The 24,082-nt window shown below is 70.3% G+C and carries 23 protein-coding genes and 2 pseudogenes; 11 read left to right on the top strand and 14 right to left on the bottom strand.

Annotated features, from left to right (window positions below; all coding sequences use genetic code 11):
• Positions 1–122: 122 nt before the first annotated feature.
• From ACQPYA_RS05090 to ACQPYA_RS05075, 4 genes are all read right to left on the bottom strand, one after another.
• Positions 123–794, bottom strand: a complete 672-nt coding sequence (locus ACQPYA_RS05090) for a lytic transglycosylase domain-containing protein (RefSeq protein WP_433531481.1) — start codon at positions 792–794, stop codon at positions 123–125.
• A gap of 291 nt (positions 795–1,085) precedes the next feature.
• Entirely contained in the window at positions 1,086–2,510 is a 1,425-nt protein-coding gene (locus tag ACQPYA_RS05085) for a PhoH family protein (protein WP_433531480.1), read from the bottom strand.
• Positions 2,511–2,853: 343 nt separating this feature from the next.
• The gene (locus ACQPYA_RS05080; protein ID WP_433531479.1) at positions 2,854–3,186 is read right to left on the bottom strand and encodes a hypothetical protein; all 333 of its coding nucleotides are present in this window, start codon (positions 3,184–3,186) and stop codon (positions 2,854–2,856) included.
• A gap of 28 nt (positions 3,187–3,214) precedes the next feature.
• Complete coding sequence (locus ACQPYA_RS05075; protein ID WP_433531478.1) at positions 3,215–3,559, bottom strand: hypothetical protein; 345 nt, start codon at positions 3,557–3,559, stop codon at positions 3,215–3,217.
• 264 nt (positions 3,560–3,823) lie between these two features.
• Here ACQPYA_RS05075 and ACQPYA_RS05070 point away from each other — a divergent pair, with 264 nt between their 5' ends.
• The 3 genes from ACQPYA_RS05070 to otsB all read left to right on the top strand — a co-directional run bounded on the left by ACQPYA_RS05070 (position 3,824) and on the right by otsB (position 5,671).
• Positions 3,824–4,264, top strand: coding sequence for a helix-turn-helix domain-containing protein (locus tag ACQPYA_RS05070; protein WP_433531477.1), 441 nt, complete (start codon positions 3,824–3,826; stop codon positions 4,262–4,264).
• 159 nt (positions 4,265–4,423) lie between these two features.
• Positions 4,424–4,777, top strand: a complete 354-nt coding sequence (locus tag ACQPYA_RS05065; protein ID WP_433531476.1) for a hypothetical protein — start codon at positions 4,424–4,426, stop codon at positions 4,775–4,777.
• Between the two features lie 69 nt (positions 4,778–4,846).
• The gene (gene otsB / locus ACQPYA_RS05060; protein ID WP_433531475.1) at positions 4,847–5,671 is read left to right on the top strand and encodes a trehalose-phosphatase; all 825 of its coding nucleotides are present in this window, start codon (positions 4,847–4,849) and stop codon (positions 5,669–5,671) included.
• A gap of 41 nt (positions 5,672–5,712) precedes the next feature.
• Here otsB and ACQPYA_RS05055 read toward each other — a convergent pair whose 3' ends face one another.
• From ACQPYA_RS05055 to ACQPYA_RS05045, 3 genes and pseudogenes are all read right to left on the bottom strand, one after another.
• The gene (locus tag ACQPYA_RS05055) at positions 5,713–6,483 is read right to left on the bottom strand and encodes an isoprenyl transferase (RefSeq protein ID WP_433531474.1); all 771 of its coding nucleotides are present in this window, start codon (positions 6,481–6,483) and stop codon (positions 5,713–5,715) included.
• Positions 6,484–6,571: 88 nt separating this feature from the next.
• Positions 6,572–7,411, bottom strand: a pseudogene (locus ACQPYA_RS05050) (hypothetical protein); the annotation flags it as partial.
• Positions 7,412–7,442: 31 nt separating this feature from the next.
• Positions 7,443–9,293: a phosphoenolpyruvate carboxykinase (GTP) gene (locus ACQPYA_RS05045; RefSeq protein WP_433531473.1), complete on the bottom strand. Its 1,851-nt coding sequence runs from the start codon at positions 9,291–9,293 to the stop codon at positions 7,443–7,445.
• A 428-nt stretch (positions 9,294–9,721) separates the two neighbouring features.
• On the opposite strand from ACQPYA_RS05045, the gene ACQPYA_RS05040 reads away from it, so the two are divergent.
• Together ACQPYA_RS05040 and ACQPYA_RS05035 are read left to right on the top strand one after the other, a co-directional pair.
• Complete coding sequence (locus ACQPYA_RS05040) at positions 9,722–10,249, top strand: GtrA family protein (protein WP_433533381.1); 528 nt, start codon at positions 9,722–9,724, stop codon at positions 10,247–10,249.
• 63 nt (positions 10,250–10,312) lie between these two features.
• On the top strand, positions 10,313–11,029 hold the full coding sequence (locus ACQPYA_RS05035; RefSeq protein WP_433531472.1) for a GtrA family protein: 717 nt from the start codon (positions 10,313–10,315) through the stop codon (positions 11,027–11,029).
• Positions 11,030–11,101: 72 nt separating this feature from the next.
• On the opposite strand, the gene ACQPYA_RS05030 is transcribed toward ACQPYA_RS05035, so the two are convergent.
• Both ACQPYA_RS05030 and ACQPYA_RS05025 read right to left on the bottom strand, forming a co-directional pair.
• Positions 11,102–11,656 carry a PH domain-containing protein gene (locus ACQPYA_RS05030; protein WP_433531471.1) on the bottom strand — a complete coding sequence of 185 codons (555 nt, stop codon included), beginning with the start codon at positions 11,654–11,656 and terminating at the stop codon, positions 11,102–11,104.
• Between the two features lie 189 nt (positions 11,657–11,845).
• The gene (locus ACQPYA_RS05025) at positions 11,846–12,730 is read right to left on the bottom strand and encodes a biotin--[acetyl-CoA-carboxylase] ligase (protein WP_433531470.1); all 885 of its coding nucleotides are present in this window, start codon (positions 12,728–12,730) and stop codon (positions 11,846–11,848) included.
• Between the two features lie 76 nt (positions 12,731–12,806).
• Here ACQPYA_RS05025 and ACQPYA_RS05020 point away from each other — a divergent pair, with 76 nt between their 5' ends.
• The gene (locus ACQPYA_RS05020; RefSeq protein ID WP_433531469.1) at positions 12,807–14,390 is read left to right on the top strand and encodes an acyl-CoA carboxylase subunit beta; all 1,584 of its coding nucleotides are present in this window, start codon (positions 12,807–12,809) and stop codon (positions 14,388–14,390) included.
• A gap of 67 nt (positions 14,391–14,457) precedes the next feature.
• On the opposite strand, the gene ACQPYA_RS05015 is transcribed toward ACQPYA_RS05020, so the two are convergent.
• From ACQPYA_RS05015 to ACQPYA_RS05005, 3 genes are read right to left on the bottom strand one after another with little or no spacing between them, the layout of a single operon-like run.
• Positions 14,458–15,336, bottom strand: a complete 879-nt coding sequence (locus ACQPYA_RS05015) for a hypothetical protein (protein WP_433531468.1) — start codon at positions 15,334–15,336, stop codon at positions 14,458–14,460.
• Entirely contained in the window at positions 15,329–15,829 is a 501-nt protein-coding gene (locus tag ACQPYA_RS05010; protein WP_433531467.1) for a SigE family RNA polymerase sigma factor, read from the bottom strand. Before ACQPYA_RS05010 ends, ACQPYA_RS05015 begins: the two co-directional genes overlap by 8 nt.
• A 60-nt stretch (positions 15,830–15,889) precedes the next feature.
• Entirely contained in the window at positions 15,890–16,633 is a 744-nt protein-coding gene (locus ACQPYA_RS05005; RefSeq protein WP_433531466.1) for a M50 family metallopeptidase, read from the bottom strand.
• A 205-nt stretch (positions 16,634–16,838) separates the two neighbouring features.
• Between ACQPYA_RS05005 and ACQPYA_RS05000 the strand changes: the two genes are divergently transcribed.
• A complete protein-coding gene (locus ACQPYA_RS05000; protein WP_433531465.1) occupies positions 16,839–17,594 on the top strand; it encodes a GH25 family lysozyme in 756 nt (251 codons plus the stop codon).
• A 55-nt stretch (positions 17,595–17,649) separates the two neighbouring features.
• On the opposite strand, the gene ACQPYA_RS04995 is transcribed toward ACQPYA_RS05000, so the two are convergent.
• Positions 17,650–18,402 (bottom strand): hypothetical protein, encoded by a 753-nt coding sequence (locus ACQPYA_RS04995; RefSeq protein WP_433533728.1) that lies wholly within the window; start codon positions 18,400–18,402, stop codon positions 17,650–17,652.
• A gap of 30 nt (positions 18,403–18,432) precedes the next feature.
• A pseudogene (locus ACQPYA_RS04990) lies at positions 18,433–19,748 on the bottom strand (protein kinase domain-containing protein); the annotation flags it as partial.
• 161 nt (positions 19,749–19,909) lie between these two features.
• On the opposite strand from ACQPYA_RS04990, the gene ACQPYA_RS04985 reads away from it, so the two are divergent.
• The 4 genes from ACQPYA_RS04985 (at position 19,910) to ACQPYA_RS04970 (ending at position 24,082) form a co-directional block, all read left to right on the top strand.
• Positions 19,910–20,122, top strand: a complete 213-nt coding sequence (locus tag ACQPYA_RS04985) for an acyl-CoA carboxylase subunit epsilon (protein WP_433531464.1) — start codon at positions 19,910–19,912, stop codon at positions 20,120–20,122.
• Between the two features lie 107 nt (positions 20,123–20,229).
• Positions 20,230–20,703 (top strand): hypothetical protein, encoded by a 474-nt coding sequence (locus ACQPYA_RS04980; protein ID WP_433531463.1) that lies wholly within the window; start codon positions 20,230–20,232, stop codon positions 20,701–20,703.
• 1,408 nt (positions 20,704–22,111) lie between these two features.
• A complete protein-coding gene (mycP, locus tag ACQPYA_RS04975) occupies positions 22,112–23,245 on the top strand; it encodes a type VII secretion-associated serine protease mycosin (RefSeq protein ID WP_433533380.1) in 1,134 nt (377 codons plus the stop codon).
• 177 nt (positions 23,246–23,422) lie between these two features.
• Positions 23,423–24,082: a Maf family protein gene (locus ACQPYA_RS04970; protein WP_433531462.1), complete on the top strand. Its 660-nt coding sequence runs from the start codon at positions 23,423–23,425 to the stop codon at positions 24,080–24,082.

Here is a 24,082-nt window from a genome sequence, read left to right as displayed (position 1 = left end):
CGCCACTTTTCACCCCGTGACACCGGTCCACCGCCCGTCCGGGGCATTCGGGGCGGCCCCACCCGAATACGGCGATACGGCGGCGGAGCGCGAACCCGCGCCCCGCCGCCGTCGCGGTCAGCTCAGTACCAGCCCGTGTTCTGCGAGTGCGTCCACGCCTTGCACGGGGTGCCGTACCGACCCTCGATGTAGCCGAGGCCCCACTTGATCTGGGTCACCGGGTTGGTCTCCCAGTCCGCGCCGACCGAGGCCATCTTGTTGCCCGGCCGCGCCTGCGGGATGCCGTGCGCCCCGGAGGACCGGTTGTGCGCCTTCGGGTTCCAGCCGCTCTCCTTGTTCCAGAGCTTGTCCAGGCAGGGGAACTGGTCGATCGCGAAACCCGCGTCGATCATGAGAGCACAGCCGACCTTCCGGTTGCCGCTGTACTCCTCACAGGAGGCGGGGATCGGACCGTCGTACGGCTTCGCGGCCCGAGCTGCGGCCTCCCTGGCCGCCTTCTCCTCCGCGGCCTTCTTACGCGCCGCCTCCTCGGCCTTGCGGGCCTTCTCGGCGGCGGCCCGGGCCCGCTGCCTGGTCTCGGCGGCCTGCTGCCGGGCGGCCCGTACCTGGCGGGAGACCTGCTGCTCCTGCCGGTAGTCGACGTCGAGCGCGGTGACGTTGCCGGCTACCTGCGCGTCGGGCCCCGGGCGCTGAGACTGGCGGTCCTCGCCCAGATAGAAACCGCCGGCAACGCCCACGGAGAGCAGGGCGACAGCGGCGGTACGGGCGGCGAACCGGCTCCACAGCCGACTCACGAGGTGATCCCTTCGTCGGGGTCAGGGACGCGGCATGGCCCGGCCGCACCGGGCCGAAGCGTGCCGCGAGCGCCCGCGACCGGCATGCCGGTCGCCGTGGACGCACCGTGTCCGCCTCCCCGGCGAGCCGTCCGACCCCCTCGTGGGGTGACGAACGATCACCAACGATGCGTCGGGTGCGTGGGCGCCCGTCGGACACCATTGCGCACAGTGAGGCTGATGGGAAACCATCAGCCTCAATTGTGGCGTGCGTCACTCCAAAAATGGGTTTAAAAACCCCCGAAACGGTCATCAGTGCGGGATGTCCTCCAGCAGGTCCGTCACCATCGCGGCAATCGGAGAACGCTCCGAACGGCTGAGCGTGACATGCGCGAAGAGTTGATGCCCCTTGAGCGCCTCGATCACTGCGGTCACCCCGTCGTGCCGACCGACCCGGAGGTTGTCCCGCTGGGCGACATCATGGGTCAGCGCCACCCGTGAGCCCTGGCCGATCCGGGACAGCACGGTCAGCAGCACTCCGCGCTCCAGCGACTGCGCCTCGTCGACGATGACGAAGGCGTCGTGCAGGCTACGGCCGCGGATGTGGGTCAGCGGCAGCACTTCGAGCAGACCGCGCGAGGTGACCTCCTCCAGCACGTTCTCGTGCACCACCGAGCCGAGCGTGTCGAAGACCGCCTGCGCCCAGGGGGACATCTTCTCCGACTCCGAGCCCGGCAGGTAGCCGAGCTCCTGGCCGCCGACGGCGTAGAGCGGGCGGAAGACGATCACCTTCTTGTGCCGGCGGCGCTCCATCACCGCCTCCAGCCCGGCGCAGAGCGCGAGGGCCGACTTTCCGGTGCCCGCCCGGCCGCCGAGCGAGACGATGCCGATCGACTCGTCCAGCAGCAGGTCGAGGGCGACCCGCTGCTCGGCGGAGCGCCCGTGCACGCCGAACGCCTCACGGTCACCGCGGACCAGCCGGACGGTCTTGTCCGGCAACACCCGGCCGAGCGCCGAACCCCGGGCCGAGTGCAACACCAGACCGGTGTGGCAGGGCAGGCCGGCCGCCGCGTCGACGTCGATGCTCTCCCCGGCGTAGAGCCGGGCGATGTCCTCCTCGCCCAGTTCCAGCTCGGCCATCCCGGTCCAGGTCGGATCGCTCGCCTGCCCGTGCCGGTACTCGTCCGCGCGCAGGCCCACCGAGGCGGCCTTGACCCGCAACGGCATGTCCTTGCTGACCAGCGTCACCTCCCGCCCCTCGGCGGCGAGGTTCAGCGCGACGGAGAGGATCCGGGCGTCGTTCGACTCGTTGCGGAAGCCGGGCGGCAGCACCCCGTCGTCGGTGTGGTTGAGCTCCACACGCAGGGTGCCGCCGACGTCGTTGGCGGGCACCGGCCGGTCCAGCCGGCCATGGCGAACCCGAAGCTCGTCCAGCATGCGCAGGGACTGCCGGGCGAACCAGCCCAACTCCGGGTGGTGTCGCTTGCCCTCCAGCTCGGAGATCACCACCAGGGGTAACACCACCTCGTGCTCGGCGAAGCGGTGGAACGCCGCCGGATCACTGAGCAGGACGGAGGTGTCCAGGACGAAGGACTGGCCCGCTGGTCGGGGCTCCCTGGTGTCCGCCGGTTCGGCGGCCGCGGTACGGCGGCTCCGGGCGGTGCGGCGAGTCGTGGCAGTAGAGGCAGTCGAGGCCGAGCCCTGGTCGGCACCGGCGGTCGTACGGCGAGTCGTCACAGGCCTGCTCCGGCGGATGGGCACCCGGCCACCCGCGGTCCGCCTCCTCCGGTGCCCGGCGGGTCACGGGGTCGGATGCGGGCCCCATGCGCGAGGTCGCAGGCCGGGCGGGCCGGCTGGCTCGGGACAATCCCGCGCCATGCCTAGACGCTAGCTGCCCACAACCCTTCGCACTAGAGGCCGATCTGTGACGCCGGCGGCAGGTGAACCGGCCGGGATGCATGCCCCCTGCGCGCATCCCGGCCGGTGGACCACCGTCGCCGGTCCGAGGTGGCCCCGGCGGCGCGTGTCCGACGGACGGTGCGCCGCGCGGTGAACGGGCCCGCGGGCCCGTCGACCGGTGTCAGCCGGTTCGCCGGACGAGGGTGCCGGTCGGCTGCCGCCCGGTGACCGAGGCGGCCGGCTCCGCGAACGACGATCCGGTGTACGTGGTGCCCGGGCGGACCACCGTGGCGGAGACCCGGGTGGCGGGCCGGGTGACCGCGAGGGCGGAGGCGATCGCGGCCTGGGCGTCCCGGCGACGCCGGTTCCATGCCCCCCGGTCGCCGTCGAAGTAGCCCTGGCGGTAGCCGAAGCGGTAACCGATCCGGTAGCTGAGCTGCCCGTGCAGCCGCCCGGCGGCGTAGCTCGTCGCGGCGAGCACGAGGACGAGGAAGATCGCGAGGAAGGGGCTCATCCGGCGGCTCCGGTGCCCCGCTCGCCCCTCATCGCTCCTCCGGTTCGACCCGGGTGGGATCGGCGACCAGGAGCCGGTCCAGGTCGTCGGTGCCGATCTCCTCGACCAGCTCGACGCTGATCCGGCAGCCGTCCACGACCACCTCGGCCACCGACGACCGGCGGATCTCCCCACCGGCGTCGTAGACCCGGACGCTCAGCTCCGGGCAGCCGAGGTGGGTCCGCCAGGCGTTCCACTCGGCCCGGTCGCTGACACTCAGCGACAGGTAGCGACAGCCCCGGGCGAGGTAGAGGCGCCACGGCGCGCTCAACCCGGCGGCGACGCCCTCCGCGATCAGGCCGAAGGCCTGCGCGCGGGTTGCCAGTTCGGTCACCGCACCCTCCCCGCCCCGGGCGCGTGACGCAAGTGAGCACTGATCGTCTCATGCACGTGACACACCGTAGGTTGTCCCATGAGCGTGACAGTATCAGCTTTTCGTTTGTTTGCCTCCGCACCTACGTACATCTATCCTGCCCAGGTGACACCCCTCAGGAACAGTGCTGGACCCCTTGCCGGCCGATCCGGATTCACGTCACGCAAGCGTGACAAGCGCGTGCCAGGGACCCCACCCCGAGCCCAACGGCCGTACGGTCACGAGGTGACCGAGACGGCCAACGCGCGGAAGATCGCCTTCGCCACCTTCGTCCGACGAGCGCTCGACGAGGCCCGTGCCACCCGGGCATGGACCGGCACCGAGGTCTCCCGGCGCACCGGCGTCTCACGACAGACCATCAACCGCTGGGTACGCGGCGACTGGGCCAGCGACCCGGAGGCCGAACGGGTGGTGGCGTTCTGCGAGGGGCTGGGGCTCGACCCGGCCGCGGCCTTCGCGGCGCTGGGCTGGGACCGGACCGCCTCCCGCCGGGCCGCCCCGCCCCCGCCGCCGATGGACCCGGACGTCGAGGCACTGCTGCGCCGGCTGATCGACCCCGACGTCTCGGATGCGGAGAAGTTCCACATCCGAGAGACCGTCCGTTACCTCGCATATCGCCCGACACTGCCCTCCGTAGGCCGAAAACGAGGCGATGCGGCCAGTTAGTTCTCAGATGGCGAAAGAACGGCAGGTCGGCCTCATTCGTTTCGCTACGGGGCAGGAACGGGCGCGCTAGCGTCCGTATTCGTACTGCTTGGGCTCGTCGTCGGCGGGGGGACGGGACAAGGCCGAACCCAGCCCTGCGGGACAGAAGGGGGTCTCTCCATGACCCTGAAATGGTCGGCAGTCGTGGTTGCGACGGTCTCGGTGACCTTGTGCGTCACCGGCAACGTGGTGACCCTGGCCCTGGATGGTGGGCAGCTTCCGCTGCTCGTCAACCTCTTCGCGCTCAGCACCGCGAGCACCGCGATCGTCCTGGCCGTCGTCGCCGAGTTGCACGACCGGCTCAACGACCGGCTCACCGCGCTCACCGAGTTCCTGGTCGAGCGGCTCCGGGATATCGAGACGCACACCGGCGACCGGAACACCGGATTCGTGGAGGGTTACCTGCTCAGTCATGGCCAGGAGGCCGCCGTGGTGCCCTTCGGGCGGCGCGGACGTGGAGCCGCCGAACGCTGATCGGCCCCCACCGCCCGCGCCCGATCCAACCCAGGATTGGCCGGCGATCCGCGGGGTACGCTGTCGCGCGTGCCACCGTTGAATCTGGGCAACCAGCAGCCGAAGACCCCGCTGAACGCCGACCGGGCCTGGCAGACCACTGCCGACCGGGCGGCCGAGACCGTGTTCTTCTTCGACTTCGACGGCACGCTCGCGCCGGTCGCCGACGATCCGACACAGGTACAGCCAGCGCCGAAGGTGCTGGCTGCGATCGAGGCCCTCGCGCCGGTGGTACGCCGCGTCGCGATCGTCTCGGCCCGCCCGGTGGAGTTCCTGCGGGAACACTTCGACGGGTTGACCGGCGTCGACCTCTACGGGCTCTACGGGCTGGAGCACAGCCACTCCGGCGGCGAGACCGTCACCGAGCCGGCCGCGCTGCCCTGGGTGCCGACGATGGCCGAACTCGCCGACCTGGCCCGCGCCGAGCTGCCACCGGGCACCCTCGTCGAGTACAAGCGGCTCTCCGTGGCGCTGCACTGGCGTACCGCCCCGCAACTGGCCGCCACCGTCGAGCAGTGGGGCCGCGCCCAGGCCGAACGCCTCGGCCTGCGGGTGCAGGTCGGGCGGATGGTGCTGGAGGTCAAGCCGCCGGTCGACCGGGACAAGGGCATGGTGATCGACGAACTGGTGCAGGGGGCCGGCGGCGCCTGGTACTTCGGCGACGACGTCTCCGACATCAAAGCCTTCGCCGCGCTGCGGGCCCGGGCCGCCACCGATCCCGACTTCCTGGGTGTCTGCGTCGCCGTCGCCAACCCGGAGACCGGCGACGAGGTCGCCGAGGCCGCCGACCTCACCATCGACTCCCCGGCCGCCCTGGGCGACTTCCTCACCGAGGCCGTTCACCACCTCAGCTGACCCCGACCGGCCGGCGGCGAGGCACGGCGGGCCGGTCTGGGTCAGACGCCGAATCGGCGCTGGCGGGTGGCGTACGAGCGGAGGGCCCGGAGGAAGTCGACCCGCCGGAAGTCCGGCCAGTTGAGTTCGCAGAAGTAGAACTCCGAGTGCGCCGACTGCCACAGCATGAAGCCGGAGAGGCGTTGCTCGCCGCTGGTCCGGATGATCAGATCCGGGTCCGGCAGCCCGCGGGTGTAGAGGTGCTCCGAGATGTCGTCGACGTCGAGGGAGCCGGCCAACTCCTCCAGGGTGCCGCCGTTCGCCGCGTGCTCGTGCAGCAGCGAGCGCACCGCGTCGGCGATCTCCCGCCGGCCGCCGTACCCGACCGCGATGTTGACCTGGGCACCGCCGCTGCGGTCGCGGGTCCGCTCCTCGGCGGCCTTGAGCGCCGTCGCGTGCTGCGCCGGCAGCACGTCGAGAGCCCCGACCATCCGCAACCGCCAGGGGTTGCCCGCCTCGGCCAGCTCGGTGGTGAGGTCCTCGATGATCTGGAGCAGCGGGTCCAGCTCCGCCGCCGGACGCGAGAGGTTGTCGGTGGAGAGCAGCCAGAGTGTGACGTGCCCCACGCCGGCCGCGTCGCACCAGCGGAGCAGCTCCTTGATCCGCTCGGCGCCCATCCGGTGCCCGTCGTTCGGATCGACCAGGCCCATCTCCCGGGCCCATCTGCGGTTGCCGTCACACATCACGCCCACGTGTCGGGGCACCGGACGGCCCGCGAGCTTGGCGGTCAGCCGCCGCTCGTACACGGAGTAGAGAAGTTTCCGCAGAGTCATCACCCTCAGGGTAGCGAGCCGCCGAGCCGATGAGCGTGCCGGTGGCCGATGCCGCGCCGGGAGACCCGTTCGGCGGCTGCGTTCGGGCGGGAACCCGGGCGGCTCGGCACACACCATAGACGGCGAGGACGGCGGCGGCGAGCAGTGGCGCACCGTCGCGGACCAGGCCGTCGACGCCGAGCAGCCACCAGCACAGCGGCAGGTCGACGGCGAGCACCCCGACGGTGACCACGACGAGCAGGATGCCCGCCCAGCGTTTCCCACGCATCAGGAAAGCGGTGCAGAACAGCACCAGGTAACTCGTCGCGATGCCGGCCCCGAGCCAGAACAGCACCGCGGGCACGGCGAGCAGCCGCCCGTCCAGGGTCGCCGCCGTGGCGACCAGCGCCGGGACCAGCATCAGCGGGCTGTACGTGAACGCGGCGACCCGGCTGGTCAGCAGCCAGCCGTTCGCCTCCGGCCGGGACGGTGGCACCTCCCGCCAGGAGATCCCGGACCGGTCGATGACCAGGCGGGGCCGGTGCCGCACCAGGTGCCCGGCGAGCGCCGGGGACCGGTACAACAGCCAGACCACGACCGCACAGAGCAGGGTCAGCAGGGCGAAGCCGAGCATCCCGGGCAGCGGCGGCACCCCCTGCCGGGGCACGATCAGCCGGCCGACCGCGAAGACCGTGGTGACCGCGAGGATCAGGCCGAGCGGGCGGGCCACCGTCCGGCCCCGGCGCACGTGCCCGATCAGCAGCAGGAAGCCGAACGACCGCAGCATCGCCCAGCCGGTCCGTACCGCCAGCCCGAAGCCCTGCTCCGGGGCGTACCACCAGTTGAGCAGCTCGACCACGACGGTGGCCGCGGCGGTCGCCGCGAGCAGTGCGGTCAGCGCCCGGACGGCGGACGGCCGCCGGACCTCGGTCTCGGCGGCCGTCCTCATGGGATCCGATGATGCCCGGATCCGGCGTCGATCACACCCCGCGCGGCGGCTGCTCCGCGTCGAGCCGGGCACGCAGGGCGTCCAGCTCGGCCCAGAGGACACCGGGCAGCTTGTCGCCGAACTTCTCGAACCACTCGGTGACCAGCGGCAGTTCGTCCCGCCACTCGTCCGGGTCGACCTTGAGCGCGATCCGGACGTCCTCCGGGGTCATGTCCAGGCCCTCGACGTCGAGGGAGTCCAGCGCCGGGACCATGCCGATCGGGGTCTCCACGGCCTCCGCCCGGCCCTCGATCCGCTCCACGATCCACTTGAGCACCCGCGAGTTCTCGCCGAAGCCCGGCCAGAGGAAGTTGCCCTCCGGGTCCTTGCGGAACCAGTTGACGTAGTAGACGCTGGGCAGCTTCGACTCGTCGCCGTCGGCGCCCTTGCCCATCTCGATCCAGTGCCGGAAGTAGTCGCCGCCGTGGTAGCCGATGAACGGCAGCATCGCCATCGGGTCGCGGCGGACCACGCCGACCGCGCCGGAGGCGGCGGCGGTGGTCTCCGACGAGAGGGTGGCGCCCAGGTAGACGCCGTGCACCCAGTCCCGGGCCTCGGTCACCAGCGGAACGGTGTCCCGGCGCCGGCCACCGAAGAGGATCGCGTCGATCGGTACCCCGTTGGGGTCGTAGTAGTCCTCGGCGAGGATCGGGCACTGGGTGATCGGGGTGCAGAACCGGCTGTTCGCGTGCGAGGAGAGGTTCTCGCTCTCCGGCGTCCAGTCGTTGCCCTTCCAGTCGATCAGGTGCGCCGGCGGCTCACCCATCCCCTCCCACCAGATGTCGCCGTCGTCGGTGAGCGCGACGTTGGTGAAGATGGAGTTGCCCCGGTCCAGCGTCCGCATGGCGTTGGCGTTGGTCTTCCAGTCGGTGCCGGGCGCGACGCCGAAGAGGCCGTACTCCGGGTTGACCGCGTAGAGCCGGCCGTCCGGGCCGAAGCGCATCCAGGCGATGTCGTCGCCGATCGTCTCGACCTTCCAGCCGGGAATGGTCGGCTCCAGCATGGCCAGGTTGGTCTTGCCGCAGGCGGACGGGAAGGCGCCGGCGATGTGGTAGACCTTCCCCTCCGGAGAGGTGATCTTGAGGATCAGCATGTGCTCGGCGAGCCAGCCCTCGTCGCGCCCCATCACGCTGGCGATCCGCAGCGAGTAGCACTTCTTGCCGAGCAGCGAGTTGCCGCCGTAGCCGGAGCCGAAGGACCAGATCTCCCTGGTCTCCGGGAAGTGCGAGATGTACTTGGTGTCGTTGCACGGCCAGACCACGTCCTGCTGACCGGGGGCGAGCGGCGCGCCGATCGAGTGAAGGGCGTGCACGAACTCGGCGTCGTCGCCCATCGCCTCAAGGATCTTCGCGCCCATCCGGGTCATGATCCGCATGGAGGCGACCACGTACGGGCTGTCGGTGATCTCCACGCCGAACATGGGCTTCTCGGCCTCGACCGGACCCATGACGAACGGGATGACGTACATCGTCCGCCCGCGCATCGAACCGCGGTACAGCTCCGTCATGGTCCGCTTCATCTCGGCGGGCGCCATCCAGTTGTTGGTGGGGCCGGCGTCCGCTTCGTCGACGGAGCAGATGAACGTGCGTTCCTCGACCCGGGCGACATCCGTCGGGTCCGTACGCGAGTAGAACGAGTTGGGCTTCTTCTCCGGGTTCAACCGGATGAGGGTGCCGGCCTCGACCAGTTCGTCGGTGAGGCGACGCCATTCCTGATCGGAGCCGTCCACCCAGACGACCTGGTCAGGGGTGGTCAGTTCAGCGACCTCACGGACCCAGGCGAGGAGTTTGGGGTGGGACGTCGGGGCTTGGTCGATTCCCCGAACAGTGGCCGGAGCAACCATGACACATCTCCTTGTGGTCGACGCTGACCGGTCTATGGAGTGCACGAGTCTCGGCGCCGCGATGCGGGTCGCCTTCGTGGGAACCTGGGATTGGGCTCAGCGTAATCCGATGTACAGCCCCAGTCAGTGGGACTGGTTGTGAAGAACTGCACAAGGCACGGCCGCGCTGCGGCATCACGAGCCTTTACCCGCTTTCACGCGCAGTTTCACGCAAATCCTGCGGTGGACCTCCGGCCGGCGGCCCTCCGGCCCGCGCCACGACGCCGCTTTCCGACGGGACGAGCGAAAGCGGAAAACGACACCCGATTGGACGGATCCGGTTACGCTCCGTTCGTGCCCGTCCGCGCCGTGGCACCGGTGGACGCCGGTGGTCGTTGCTACCCATCCATGGGGCCCTCAACCGGTACGCTCGCACGGTGGCCGCCACGATGACCGGGGAGCCAGGCTCCCGGCAGACCCGCCCGGGTCTGGTCCACTCCCTGCTCGACCGTTTCGGTCACCTCGTGCGGGAGTTGAGCAAGTTCGCGACCGTCGGTGGGATCGCGTTCATCATCGACTTCATCCTGTTCAACTACCTGATCGGCCTGCGCGACGTGGAGCAGGTCACCGCGAAGACCATCTCCACGGTGGTCGCCGCGACCTTCGCCTTCCTGGGCAACCGGTTCTGGACCTGGCGGCACCGCAAGCGCTCCAACCCGGCCCGCGAGTACGCGCTGTTCTTCTTCTTCAACGCGGTGGGCCTGGGCATCGCGGTGGCCTGCCTGGCCATCAGCAGATACGGGCTCGGCAGCATCTGGCCGCAGATCTTCCAGACCCGGCTGGCCGACAACATCGCCAGCTTCGTGGTGGGCACCGGGCTCGGCACGCTGTTCCGATTCTGGTCGTACCGACGGTTCGTCTTCGTGGATGCGGGAACCCCCACCGTTGCGGAAGTGAACCAGGACCGCGGCGCGTGACCCGCCGCCCACCCGTCCGGCCGGAGCCGGCCGGCCCCTGCCCACTGTCCTAAGGTGTTACGCATGCCTCTTGTCCGTCTGCTGCCTGAGCGCTGGCAGAAGTTCATCCATGAGGCGCTCAAATTCGGCCTGGTCGGCGGCGTCAACACGGTCATCAATTACGCCGTGTTCAACGCACTCGCACTCACCGTTTTTGTCGACGGCCAACTGAAGGCGACGGTTGTCGCCACGGTGGTGGCGACCATCACCTCGTACCTGATGAATCGGCACTGGACGTACCGGGACCGTCCAAAATCGGCCATGCAGCGGGAGTATGCCCTTTTCTTCCTTTTCAACGGGGTCGGCCTGCTGATCGAACTCGGTGTGCTCGCCGCCGCCAAATACGGGCTGGGCGTCACCGGCCTGCTGGCGCTGAACGTCGCCAAGACCGGCGGCGTGGTGCTGGCGACCCTGTTCCGCTTCTGGTCGTACCGCACCTTCGTCTTCCAGCCCGCAGCGCCCGCCGAGGCGTCCCAGAGCTGGCAGGGGCTGCCGCGCGACGAGTGGGACACGATGGCCGGGATGGACCCGGTGGCCGAACTCGCCGAATCCATCACCGAGCTGGAGGAAGAGGAGCCGCCGGCCACCGGGCCCGGGATCACCGGCAAGCCGGTCCTGCCCCGGCCCGCGCCGCTGAGCGCCGAGGCCGAGCTGACGGCGGCGCTGGACAGGGAACTGGAGGCCGAACTGGCCGCCCAGCTCCAGCCCGCCCCGGCCACCCGCCGCTTCCGCCGCCGCTGAGAAACGCAGAACCACCCGCCCGGCATCGCGGGCGGGTGGTTCCAGCACCCCTGGCGGGCGCCGCGGGACGGGTCAGAGACCCTTGTTGTCGCGCTCGGCCAGGATCTCGCGCAGCTCGCCGTCACCCAGCGAGTGCTTGTCGTGGAACGCCTCGACCAGCTCGTAGAGCTTGGTCTGGACCCGGTCCACCTTCGGCACGTCGGGCAACACGGACTGACCGCGCTCACCGGCCGACTCGATGGTGAGGGTGCCATAGCCCAGCACACGCCCGATGAACTGCTGGTTCATCGAGTGGTCGTTGACCCGGCTGAGGGGGATGTCCCGCCTCTCCCGGGAGAACACCCCGTGCTGGAGCACCACCCGCTCGTTGGTGAACAGATAGTGCGTGGTACGCCAGGAAATGTACGGCCACGCCGTCAGCAACAGCACGGCCAGCACCGCCAGACCACCGATCACGGCGAGCGTGATCGAGCCACCCCCACCGGACGGCAGGAACACGACACCGGCCGCCACCGCGGCGATGGCGAGCACCAGCACCGCCACCGGCCGGATCAGGGCCTTCCAGTGCGGATGCAGGTGCAGCACGACGTGCTCGTCCTCGGTGAGCACGTCCTCAGGGAACGCCACGGAAACCTCCTCGTAGAAAGGACGCGCCGACCGTAACCCCCCACCGCCACCCGCCCACATCCACCACGCGGCCATCCCACCCACACCCACCCCACCCCGACTCGTTGATCATGAAGTTGGCGGCGGAGTCGATCTCCTCAGCTGCCGCAAATCTCGTGATCAACGAAGTGGGGTGGTGGGGGGCGGAAGCTAGCGGAGGTGGAGAAGGTCGGCGGCGGGAAGGGAGTGGGTGGTGGGGGTGGGGGTGGGGGTGGTCAGGAGGAGGTGGCCGTCGGGGTCGACTCCGGTGGCGGTCCCGGTCAGGGTGGTGCCGTCGGGAAGCAGGGCGCGGACCTCGCGGCCGATCGTGTCGCAGACCGCCAGGTACGCGTCCCGCAGGCCGCTGGCCGCCGCGTCGCCACCGGCGGCACGCCACCGGGCGTACCAGTCGGCGACCGAGCGGAGCAGGGCGCGCAGCAGCGGATCCCGGTCGGTGGCCGCCGCGCCGGCCAGTTGCAGCGAGGTGGCCGCCAGGCCGGTCGGGTGCTCCGGCAACTCGTCGGCGCGCAGCGTGACGTTCAGCCCGATCCCGAGCACGACCGCGGGCGGATCGCCCGGCCCGGGGCCCGGCACCGCCTCGGCGAGGATCCCGGCGCACTTGGCCCCCTCGACCAGCAGGTCGTTCGGCCACTTCAGGGCGGCGTCCAGCTCGGCCAGCCGGGTCACCGCCTCGACCAGCGCGACGCCGGCCAGCAGCGGCAGCCAGCCGTACCCGGTGGGGGGCGCGGGTGGCCAGCCACGGTCCGGCGCGGCCTCCCCGGGCCGCAGCAGCACGCTGGTCGCGATGCCGGCCCGGGGCGGCGAATGCCAGATCCGCCCGCGCCGCCCCCGCCCCGCGGTCTGCCGCTCGGCGACCACGACCAGCCCCTCCGGCTCCCCGTCCCGGGCCGCCTCGGCGACGTCGGCATTGGTCGAGCCGGTCTCCACCCGCAGTTCCAGGCGCGACCACGGCCCGTAGGGCGCGACCAGCGCCCGGCGCAGCCGGGCCGCCGACAGCGGCGGACGATCAAGATCGGTGTACGGCGAGCCCGGCATTCCGCCAGCCTACGGGGGCGGCAGTGAGGCGAACTGCACACCGACGCCTGACCTGAACCATCGTTATATTCCCAGGGTGACTACCGAGACCGGGACCAACATCCACAGCACCGCGGGCAAGCTGGCGGACCTGGCACGACGGGTCGACGAGGCGGTGCACGCCGGATCGGCGCGCGCCGTGGAGAAGCAGCACACGAGGGGCAAGAAGACCGCCCGGGAGCGGATCGAGATGCTGCTCGACGAGGGTTCCTTCGTCGAGCTGGACGAGTTCGCCCGGCACCGGTCCACCAACTTCGGCCTGGCCAAGACCCGCCCGTACGGCGACGGGGTGATCACCGGCTACGGCACCATCGACGGCCGGCAGGTCTGCGTCTTCGCCCAGGACTTCACGGTCTTCGGCGGCTCCCTCGGCGAGGTCTTCGGCGAGAAGATCGTCAAGGTGATGGACCTGGCCATGAAGACCGGCTGCCCGGTCATCGGCATCAACGACTCCGGTGGCGCCCGGATCCAGGAGGGCGTGGCCTCGCTCGGCCTCTACGGCGAGATCTTCTTCCGCAACGTACGGGCCAGCGGGGTCATCCCGCAGATCTCGCTCATCATGGGCCCCTGCGCGGGCGGCGCGGTCTACTCCCCCGCGGTCACCGACTTCACCGTGATGGTCGACCAGACCTCGCACATGTTCATCACCGGGCCCGACGTGATCAAAACGGTCACCGGTGAGGACGTCGGCATGGAGGAGCTGGGTGGGGCCCGCACCCACAACACCCGCAGCGGCAATGCGCACTACCTCGCCACCGACGAGGAGGACGCGGTCGACTACGTCAAGGCCCTGCTGTCGCACCTGCCGTCGAACAACCTGGACGAACCGCCGATCTTCGACGCCCCGGCGGAGCTGGCCGTCACCGACGCCGACCGGGAGCTGGACACGCTGATCCCGGACTCGGCCAACCAGCCGTACGACATGCACCGGGTGATCGAGCACGTGCTCGACGACGGGGAGTTCCTGGAGGTCCAGCCGCTCTACGCGCAGAACATGGTGGTCGGCTTCGGCCGGGTCGAGGGCCGCCCGGTCGGCGTGGTGGCCAACCAGCCGATGCACTTCGCCGGCACCCTGGACATCGCGGCCAGCGAGAAGGCGGCCCGGTTCGTGCGCACCTGCGACGCGTTCAACATCCCGGTGCTGACCTTCGTGGACGTGCCCGGGTTCCTGCCCGGCACCGGCCAGGAGTGGGACGGCATCATCCGTCGGGGCGCCAAGCTCATCTACGCGTACGCCGAGGCCACCGTGCCGAAGGTCACCGTCATCACCCGCAAGGCGTACGGCGGGGCGTACGACGTGATGGGCTCCAAGCACCTGGGGGCGGACCTGAACTTCGCCTGGCCGACCGCGCAGATCGCGGTGATGGGGGCGCAGGGCGCGGTGAACATCCTCTACCGGTCCGAGTTGGCCGCCGCCGAGGACCCCGCCGCCGTCCGGGCCGAGAAGATCGCCGAGTACGAGGACACCCTGGCCAACCCGTACATCGCCGCCGAGCGCGGGTACGTCGACTCGGTGATCCCGCCGCACGAGACCCGCACCCAGATCGTCCGTGCCCTGCGGGCACTACGCACCAAGCGCGAAACCCTCCCCCCCAAGAAACACGGCAACATCCCGCTCTAGGTGTAAGGAGGGGGCCCTTCTTAACGCCTGGTGCATAGGAAGGGCCCCCTCTTAACACACGGGACGGTTAGCAGGGCGGGTTGGCCGCCACGCACATCCGCTTCGCGGCGACCACCGCCAACTGGCGCAGCTCCGGGTCGTTCCCCCAACTTGCCATGTTGAAGACCGTGATGAGGTCACCGACGCGTACGACCGCGATGGTGAACAGCGTCGTCGGGCCGCCAAGCACCTCGCCCCTAGCATCGTCCCGGCGGGTCTCGAGGATCGAGTGCCGGATCAGCACCGACTCGTCCCCGGCGAACGCCCTGTCCACCATCTCCCAGCGCTGCCGCTGGAAGAGGTCGGCCCACTCGTCCGGGGCGACCTGGCGCTGCTGGACATTGCCCCAGTCGAGGCACGGCATGATGCGCCGTTCGATGCCGGCGAAGAACGTCCGTTCAAGCTCGGAGCTGATGCGGTAGACGTCCTGAATGAGCAGGGTCGATCTGTCCCACCCCGGTACTGACTCGTCCTCCACCGGTGGATCCCGCCGCAGCAGCTGCGAGCGGGAGTAGCGGGACGACTCCCAGGCCGGCGATATGCCCCGCTCCTCCAGACACTGGGTCCACACCGGTTCGATCTTGATCGGCTCGCCGAAGCCGGCCTGGGTGAACGGAAGGTCGACCCGCGTTGGCATGTCTTCTGGTTGCAGCAGCGCGTCGAGCGGGATCTCCACCCTGGCCCTCGGGTCGCTGGCCGGCGCGGTCACCGTACGCAGGCCTTCCTCGGGTAGTGCGGCCGCGGTCACCGCCGAGGCCGACATCACGACGAGGACGCCGACCGCGGCCCCCGCCGCTCTGAACCTGCTGCGCCGCCTCGCCACGGCCCGGAGCTTGGCCGGCTCCGGCCAGCGGACGTCCCGCAGGTCGTGGCGCAGGCGCTCGATGATCGTCAACTCGTCACGCACCGGGAGCCTCCTCCAGATCAGAGACGGCGAGCAGCCCGGCGAGCGCGGTGCGCCCCCGGGAAAGTCGGGCCTTGACCGTGCCGACCGGGGCGGCGGTCTGCCGCGCCACCTCGGCGACCGGCAGGCCGACCAGGTAGTACAGCGCGATCGCGATGCGCTGTTCCTCGGGCAGGCGGCGCAGCGCGGCGACCACCTCGACGGTCTCGGTGCCCGGAGCGGGGACGCTCTCGACCGCGCCGTGCCGCAGGTACGCCCGCGCCCGGCTGCGCAGGCTACGCCAGCGACTCACCGCGAGCCGGCTCGCCACCACCCGTACCCACGCCTCGGGGTCGTCGTACCCGCTCACCGTCGACCAGCGCTGCCACGCCCGGATGTACGCCTCCTGCACGGCGTCCTGCGCCTCGGCGAGGTCCCCGGTCAGCACGTACACGAAGCCGAGCAGCCGATGGCGGCTGTCCCGGTAGAACTCGTCGAACCCGTCGACGTCCGGCACGGGCTACCTCCCTGAGGGTCGAAGAGGACACGCACCAGGGGGTGGGGAAGGTTGCCGCGGCTACCAGGTGATGCCGGCCTCGGCGAGCGACGGGCCGGCCAGCAGCAGGCCGCCCACCACCAGGACGGCAAGGTTGACCAGGCCGAAGAGGACGACCCAGAAGAACGCCGGCAGGCCGGTGATGCCGGCCAGCTGGTCGGCGTCGGACGCCGGCATCCCGCCCCGGGCGCGCAGCCGTTGCAGTTCGACCACCGGGCGTACGCCGCCGAGCAGCAGGAACCACACGCCGGTCCAGGCGAAGGCGGCCTGCACCTGGGGGCTGGCGTACCAGGAGACGGCGAGCACCGCGCCACCGGTGACCAGCAGCGAGAGCACCCCGAAGACGTTGCGGATCATGACCAGCATGCCCAGCAGCAGGGCGACGGCGAGCCAGAGCAGCAGGGTGATCCGGTTGCCGGCGATCAGCCACGCCCCGCCCAGGCCGACCAGCGGCGGGGCCACATAGCCGGCGAGCAGGGTGAGCACCATCCCTGGGCCGGTGGGACGACCGGCGGAGAGCGTCAGCCCCGAGGTGTCCGAGTGCAGCCGGATGCCGCGCAGCTTGCGCCCGGTGAGCAGGGCGGCCAGCGCATGGCCGCCCTCGTGCGCGATGGTGATCGCGTTGCGGGCGATCCGCCAGGGCAGCCGGGTGGAGACCACCAGCAGCGCGACGAGACCGGTGAGCAGCACCAGCAGCGGGGGCGGGTCGGGCTGCGCGCCGAGCAGGCGGTCCCAGAACCCGGTCAAGCCCTCGATCGACACCATGGGGCGCGAGCCTACCGCCCGCGCTGCGGCGCCGGTCCGGGGCCGTACGAGCCGTTCCGCTGGCAGGTCGACCCGGTCACGTTGCGTTGACCAGGTAGCCGCGCACCACATACCTCACATTGAAAGTTTTCTTTGCACCCCTTGCCCTGACGGGCACCCACCTCCAATGATGGCGGTCTATCGATCGCCGTCTCAGGAGGACGTCATGCGTCGGATCAGATCATCGCTGCGCCGGCTGGCCGCCGGCACGCTCACCGTGCTCGCCACCGCGGCGGCGGCGCTCGTCGCCACCGCGACCCCGGCCGCCGCGGCCACCGTGCCGGGCATCGACGTCTCGAACTGGCAGGGCGCCATCAACTGGACGAGCGTCCGCAGCGCCGGCATCGAGTTCGCCTACATCAAGGCCACCGAGGGCACGAGCTACAAGGATCCGAGGTTCAACACCAACTACGTCGCCGCGTACAACGCCGGGGTGATCCGCGGGGCGTACCATTTCGCCCGCCCCAACATCTCCTCCGGCGCGGTCCAGGCGAACTACCTGGCGTCCAACGGCGGCGCCTGGTCGGCCGACAGCCGCACCCTCCCGGCAGCGCTGGACCTGGAGGGGAACCCGTACGCCGGCGGGTACTGCTACGGCCTGAGCACCACCGGCATGCGCAACTGGGTGCAGGACTTCCTCAACACCTACCGCTCGCGCACCGGCCGCTACGCGGTCATCTACACCACCACCAGTTGGTGGAACCAGTGCACGGGAAGCTGGACCGGCCCGTGGGCCAACCACCCGCTCTGGGTCGCCCGCTGGGCCTCCTCGGCAGGCACCCTGCCGGCCGGCGCGCCGGTCTGGAGCTTCTGGCAGTACACCGACTCCGGCAGCGTCTCCGGCATCAGCGGCGCGGTCGACCGCAACTACTGGAACGGCGACCGCAGCCGGCTGATCGCCCTGGCCAACAACACCGCCTGAGGTACGCCGCGGCGGCGGGCCGGCGTCGCCACCTCAGGTGGCGTCGGCCCGCCGTTCAGTTCCGGCGGTCCGGCACGAACTCACGGAAGACCATCTCGAAGTTCGGGAGTTGCGCCTCCCAGTCCTTGTTCGGCACCTCCCAGCGGAGGGCGAAACCCCGGTTGCTGGCCGTGACGAAGCCCCGGTTACGGACCCGGATCTGAACCCCGTTGCGGGTCTGTAGCCAGTCCCAGTCACCGCAGGTCCGCCACTGGCAGTCAAACGACTTGATCTCGATGAGCTTGTAATTTTGCACGCCCCGGACGTTCTTCCGGTTCGGCTCGATCGCCCGCCAGGCAGCGGCCGCGTCCTTCCCCGGCCTGTCGGTACGGTCGATGGTCAGTTCGCTGACGCCGTTCGGATCCTGGTACTTCACCCAGGTGCTGCCGGAGGTGCGCCGCCAGCCGTCCGGCACGGCGACCTTGAAGCCCACCGGATCGCTCCGCAGCGTCCAGCCTGCGGGCAGGCCACCGGCGGCGGTCTCGGAGGGGCTCGGTGAGGCGGACGGGCTCGGCGAGGCGGTGGTGGCGGCCGGTGAGGGTGACGCGGGCGTGGGAGTCGTCGACACCGGTGCGCCGGTGTCGCTCGCCCCGCCCTGTGACGGGGTCTGCCCGTCGCCGTCGTTGCCGCCCCGAAGCAGCGGCACCGCCACCACCAGGCCGAGCAGCAGCACGGCCACCAGAGCGCCGACGACCACGGCGTGACGGGTCCGTGCCGACTTCAGCTGCCCGGAGGTGAAGACGGAGCCGCGGGCCGGTGCGGGGCTCACCGGCACCGACGGCATCAGCGAGGTCTGCGGCGGCGCGGCCCGGGTGGCGTCGCCCGCCGGTGACGGCGGATCGACCCGGCGGGTCGGCTCGGCATCCGACTCCGACGCCGGCCGGTCGACCTTCGCGGTCGGCGCGTGCGAGGCCGCCGTGGGCGCTCTCTCCGCCGTGGCGGCGTCCCCAGTGGCCGCCGGGCCCGTCTCCGCGACGCCGGGGGTGGGCTGCGCGTCCACTCCTCCGCCACCAGGGCCGCTCGACCCGGCGTCGACCCGCGCAGTATCCGAGCCGGTTCCGGCCGCATCCACCTTCGCCGTCGGCGCGGCGTCCGAGCCCGTGGTGGACGCGGCGACCTTCTCGGTCGGCGCGACGTCCGAGGCGGGCGGGGTGCTGGTCGACGGGTCCAGGGTGGGGCCGGCCGCGGCGGCACCCGCGACGAGGGGCCGGCGGCCGGCGGCGTACGGGGTGCGGGCGGGGTGACCGGCGACGCCGGCTGCTCCCCCGACGGGCGCGGGGCCGGCACCAGCGGCGGGCGCGGCTCGCGCGGACCGTTCGGCCCCGGCCGGCGTACGCCGTCGAGCAGCGAGATGCCCCGGGCCCGCCGGCCGCTGGCGCGACGCAGCATGCGCTCGGCCGACTCGGCGGTGATCCGCTCCTGGGGATCCTTGCGGAGCAGCCCGTTGAGCACCTGCTTCAGCGGCCCGGCGTTGCGTGCGGGCGGCACCGGTTCGGTGGCCAGCGCGGCCAGGGTGCTGATCGCCGACGGTCGCGCGTACGGGGACTTGCCCTCCACCGCGGCGTAGAGCGTGGCGCCCAGCGACCACAGGTCGGCCTCCGGCCCGGCGGTGCCGTCCCGGGCCCGCTCCGGCGCGATGTACGCCGGTGATCCGAGCACCATGCCGGTGCGGGTGACGTTCGGGTCACCCGGGATCGTCGCCAGGCCGAAGTCGGTCAGCACCACCCGGCCGTCGTCGCCGAGCAGCACGTTGCCGGGCTTGACGTCGCGGTGCATGATCCCGGCCTTGTGCGCGGCCTTCAGCGCGTTCAGCACGCCCAGCCCGATCTCGACGGCACGGGCCGCCGGCACCGGACCGTCCGCCGCGATGGCGTCCTGCAACGACCGGGACGCCACGTACTCCATCACGATCCACGGATCACCGTCGGTGCGGAGCACGTCGAAGATGCGTACCACGTTGACGTTGTTGAGCCGGGCGATGGCGCGGGCCTCGCGCAGCGAGCGCTCCCGCATCTCGCGGCGCTCGTCGTCGGTCAGGCCCGGCGGCGGTACGAGTTCCTTGATCGCGACATCGCGGTGCAGCACCTCGTCGCGTGCCCTCCACACCCGACCCATGCCGCCCTGACCGAGCGGCGAGATGAGCCGGTACCGGTCGGCAACGAGTTGGGGGGAAGCGTCTGACATCGCTGAGACGGTACCCGGCAGCGCCGACCGTCACACCCCCGGCACGCCACCGTGCGACGAAGATCAAGCTCACGCCGCGTACCCTGTGGGGCATGTCTGTCGAAGAGCCGCTGTTCCGGCTGGTGCGCGGGGTGCCGACCGCCGAGGAACTGGCCGCGTTGGTGGGCGCGATCGTCGCCCGGTCCCGGCCGATGGCCGGGCCGGCACCGACGCCGGTGTCGGCGTGGGCGCGCAGCGGGCGACCGGCGGGGGCCGGCCTGGCGCCCGGTCCCGGCGCGTGGCGCGCCTCGGGTCTACCCCGCTGACAATCACGTACGCGGGCCTGCGCCGGCCGCAGCGGGGGCTGCCGGGGGCGGCATCGACCCACTAACCTCACTCAGGGGAACGGGGCCGTGACGGTTGGGAGGGGCCGATGATCCCTGAGGAGGATCGACCAGCGTCCTGGTTGCGTGGCTACGGCGGGGTCGAGGCGGACATTCGCCAGATGCGAGAGTTCGCCGACAAGCTCCGCGCCGAGGTGGAAAGCAACTACGCACCGCACCTGTCTTACATCGCCAACGACATGCTGACCCAGGTGTCCAATCCGGCTGACGCCTTCATCGAGCTGGTGCAGTTCATGCGCGCCCACTGGGAGACCCAGCAGGCGGCGACCAACGCGGTCTGGGGCCTCGGCCACACCACCGGCCACCTCGCCGCGGCAGCCAAGGAGGTCGCCGACCGTTACGGCAACGCCGACGCGTTCTCCGCGGCCCGGGTCACCGACATCCAACAGGCGCTCGGGCGAAGCGGCGGGCCGACCGGCCAGTCCGCGCCGTCGCCGTCGCCGTCGCCGTCGCTCACCGACCCCACCGGACCCGACAGCTTCGGGCCGGTGGTGCTTCCGTGAGAGACCCGGGCATCGGCCGCAGCGGCGGTCTCACCGACTGGTACCTGATGAACGTCGCGGACATGTGGGCCTGCCTCCAGGACCACAAGGTCGACGACCACTGGCGGCACGTCGCCGGTTGGCGCAAGGTCGGCGAGCTGGCCGACCAGCACCTCGGACGACTCAGGACATACCGCAAGAGCCTGGCCCTGGCCTGGCCGCCGGACACCAACACGGCCGCCCGCGCGTACATCGCCGAGCTGGACGAACTGATCGAGCAGGTACGGCGTACCCATGACGCCGCCACCGCCAACCAGAGCGCCCTGTCGGCCGCCACCCAGGCCATCACCAGCACCCGCAGCGCACTCAAGAAGATCTACGACGAGTACGCCGGCAAGCTCCAGCAGAAACGAGCCTGGGAGGAGACCGCCGCCGACCCGAAGGCCGTCGCCGGCAGCCGGACGAGTCAGCCGCCCGTCACCGACGCCGACCTGGAACGCCTCAACACCCAAGCGCGCGGCATCATGTACGGCCTCAGCACCGAACTCCAACAAGCCCAAACAATGCTCCGCCAACCCCCCTCAGTCCCACGGGCAAAACCCGGAAATGACCAGCCCTTTTCCGAGACGGCCCCTGGAAGCTCCGCCCCGATCATCCCGCCGATCGTGCCGGTGCCTCACCCAACCACAACCCCGTCGGTGACCACTCGAACGCCCTCCCCAACGCGGCAGGCGTCAACGCCAAAGGCACCTACCGTCGGACCAGTGCTCGGCGGCACGGCGACGGGGCGGATGCCTCCCTTCGGAACTTCCACGGTGCCGCCCCCTTTGCCACCATCCCCAACATCCGGAGTCGGTGCGCAGGTACCCTTTCCGCCTCCGGGAATACGTCCAGGCGCTTCCGCTTCGGCGAGCCACCCAAACGGTCAACTCGGCCAGCCTGTTAGTGGGCAACGTAGCTCTGTTCCACCTACAACCACGCCAAAAGCAATGCCGCCCGGAGGATTGATCGGCGGAACCCCCGCAATAGGTTTTGGTCAACCTGTCAATAATGGCCAGCCCCGACGAGTTAACCCAATCGGAGGCGTCATTGGAGGCGGAGCCGCTGGTACCGCACCCGCTGGCGGAGCCGGCTCGCGACCCGGCGGGGGCAAAGGGTTCAGTCTGCCCCACGGGTTTACACCCATCGGAGGTGCGCCGCAGCAAAGCTCCTTGGGCGGATTTGGTACCCCGGCCGGGAGTGCCCACCAACGGAACCCCAATGTCGAAGAGACACGCCGATGGGACCCAGACAATCTCTGGCAGACAGATCAAGGTGTAAGTCCGGTTGTCCGGCCCCCGGACGAGGAAGGGCCGATCGATCCCGGTCCAGCCATCGGCCTAAACCGGTGATTTTCCCCGCCTTTTGTGCTATCGGGGCAGTGCTGGCTATGTCAACAAGCGCACCGCTTGCGACCATTCCGACTCCCGTTCAGGGTACAAGTTCATTTCCCAATCAAAACAGCTTACAGATTCGCAAACAGCAGTGGCACCTCAAATATCTCGCCACGAGCAAGGCGCACCAGATCAGCCAAGGCGAAGGCGTCACAGTCGCGGTGCTGGACACTGGCGTGCATCCACATCCCGACCTTCGGAACAATCTACTTCCCGGTAGTGATGTCATCGCCCGGAGAGGTGGCGATGGCTGGCAGGACAATGACGGACACGGAACAGCAATGGCCGGCCTCATCGCCGCCAACAGCCATAACACAAGCGGCGCATTGGGAATCGCCCCTAAAGCAAATATTCTGCCGATCCGGTTCAAGCTCGCCAACTCGGAAGGCACCGCCGAAGACCTGAGCCGAGCTATCGACTATGCGGTCCGTGGCGGCGCTAGCGTAATTAGCATTTCGTCAGGGGGAGAGCCAGACGTAGACGAACAGAAAGCAATCCAGGCTGCCACTTCGGCTAACGTTGTCGTTGTTGCTGCTGCCGGAAACAAGCCCAGCGACCAAGAAGTTCGATTCCCCGCCGCATACTCTGGCGTCGTTGCAGTTGGCGGGGTGGATAGGGACGGGAAACACGCCGACGTTTCTGTTAGGGGCGCAGAGGTTGATGTCGTAGCGCCGGCAGTTGAGATCTACAGCACCAATTCTGACGGCGGATATCGGAGCGGAACTGGGACTTCTGGGGCTGCGGCGATTGTGGCGGGGGCGGTGGCTTTGATTCGGGCCAAGTATCCGTATTTGCCGGCGGATGAGGTGGTGCATCGGTTGACTGCTACGGCGGTCGACAAGGGGCCGCCTGGGCGTGACGATCAGTACGGGTACGGGGTCATCGACCTGGTGGCGGCGCTGACGGCAGACGTACCGCCGAGGGGTTTTGAGTCGGTGCCGGCGACCGCACAGGGGGGTGGTGGGCCGACCACGGCGGCGGCAGACCGGCCCCGAGGCGATGGGGAGCGGGCGGCGACGGTACGTGGTCTGGTGACGCTCGGCGTGCTGCTGGCGGCCGGTGGTGGGTGGGCATTGTTCGTCCGTCGGCGGCGTCGGTCGGACGATCCACCGCCCCGGATCACTCGCTGAGGAGCCGACGGCGCGAGGGCGTGACGATGCGAGCCGAGGCGCGCGATGGCGATGGCGATGGTTTTCCCTGGGATGGTGATTTCACAGAGACATAAATATTTCTCTGTGAAATCAGGCTCCTGGGGAGATGTGTGGGCCGCGGGGACGCGTACGGAAGCGGCCGGTAACGTCGGCGGGGTGCCTGATGCCACGCTGCCGCTCCGCCTCGTGCTCGCCTCGGCGAGCCCTGCCCGCCGCAAGACGCTACAGGCTGCCGGGATCGAGCCGGACGTGCTGGTCAGCGGGGTCGACGAATCGCTCGTGGTGACCGACCGGGCCGAGGATCTCTGCCTGGAGTTGGCCCGGCTCAAGGCGCAGGCCGTGCTGACCCGGCTGCGGCCCGCCGACGACCAGCGCACCCTCGTGCTGGGCTGTGACTCCGTGCTCGCCTTCGACGGGGAGACCCTCGGCAAGCCCGACGATGCGACCGACGCGACCCGGCGGTGGAGGCGGATGCGCGGCCGTAGCGGCGTGCTGCACAGCGGCCACTGTCTCGTTGACGTCGGGGGCGGACGTCGGGCGGAGGCGGTGGCCTCGACGGTGGTCCACTTCGCCGACATCAGCGACGACGAGATCGCCACCTACGTCGGCACCGGAGAGCCGCTCGCGGTGGCCGGCGCGTTCACGATCGACGGGCTCGGTGGGGCCTTCGTGGAACGGATCGAGGGTGATCCGGGCACCGTCGTCGGGCTGTCGCTACCACTGTTGCGGCTACTGCTCACCGAGTTGGACCTGCGGATCACCGATCTGTGGACGAAGGTCGCGCCCGGCAACCAGTTGGTCGAGCCGCTCGGTTAG

Origin of the sequence: Micromonospora sp. CA-263727, from assembly GCF_050942455.1 — a bacterium.
In the GTDB taxonomy this organism is placed as follows: domain Bacteria; phylum Actinomycetota; class Actinomycetes; order Mycobacteriales; family Micromonosporaceae; genus Micromonospora.
Note: the sequence above shows the minus strand (reverse complement) of the source record. Positions and strands in the feature narration are given on the sequence as shown.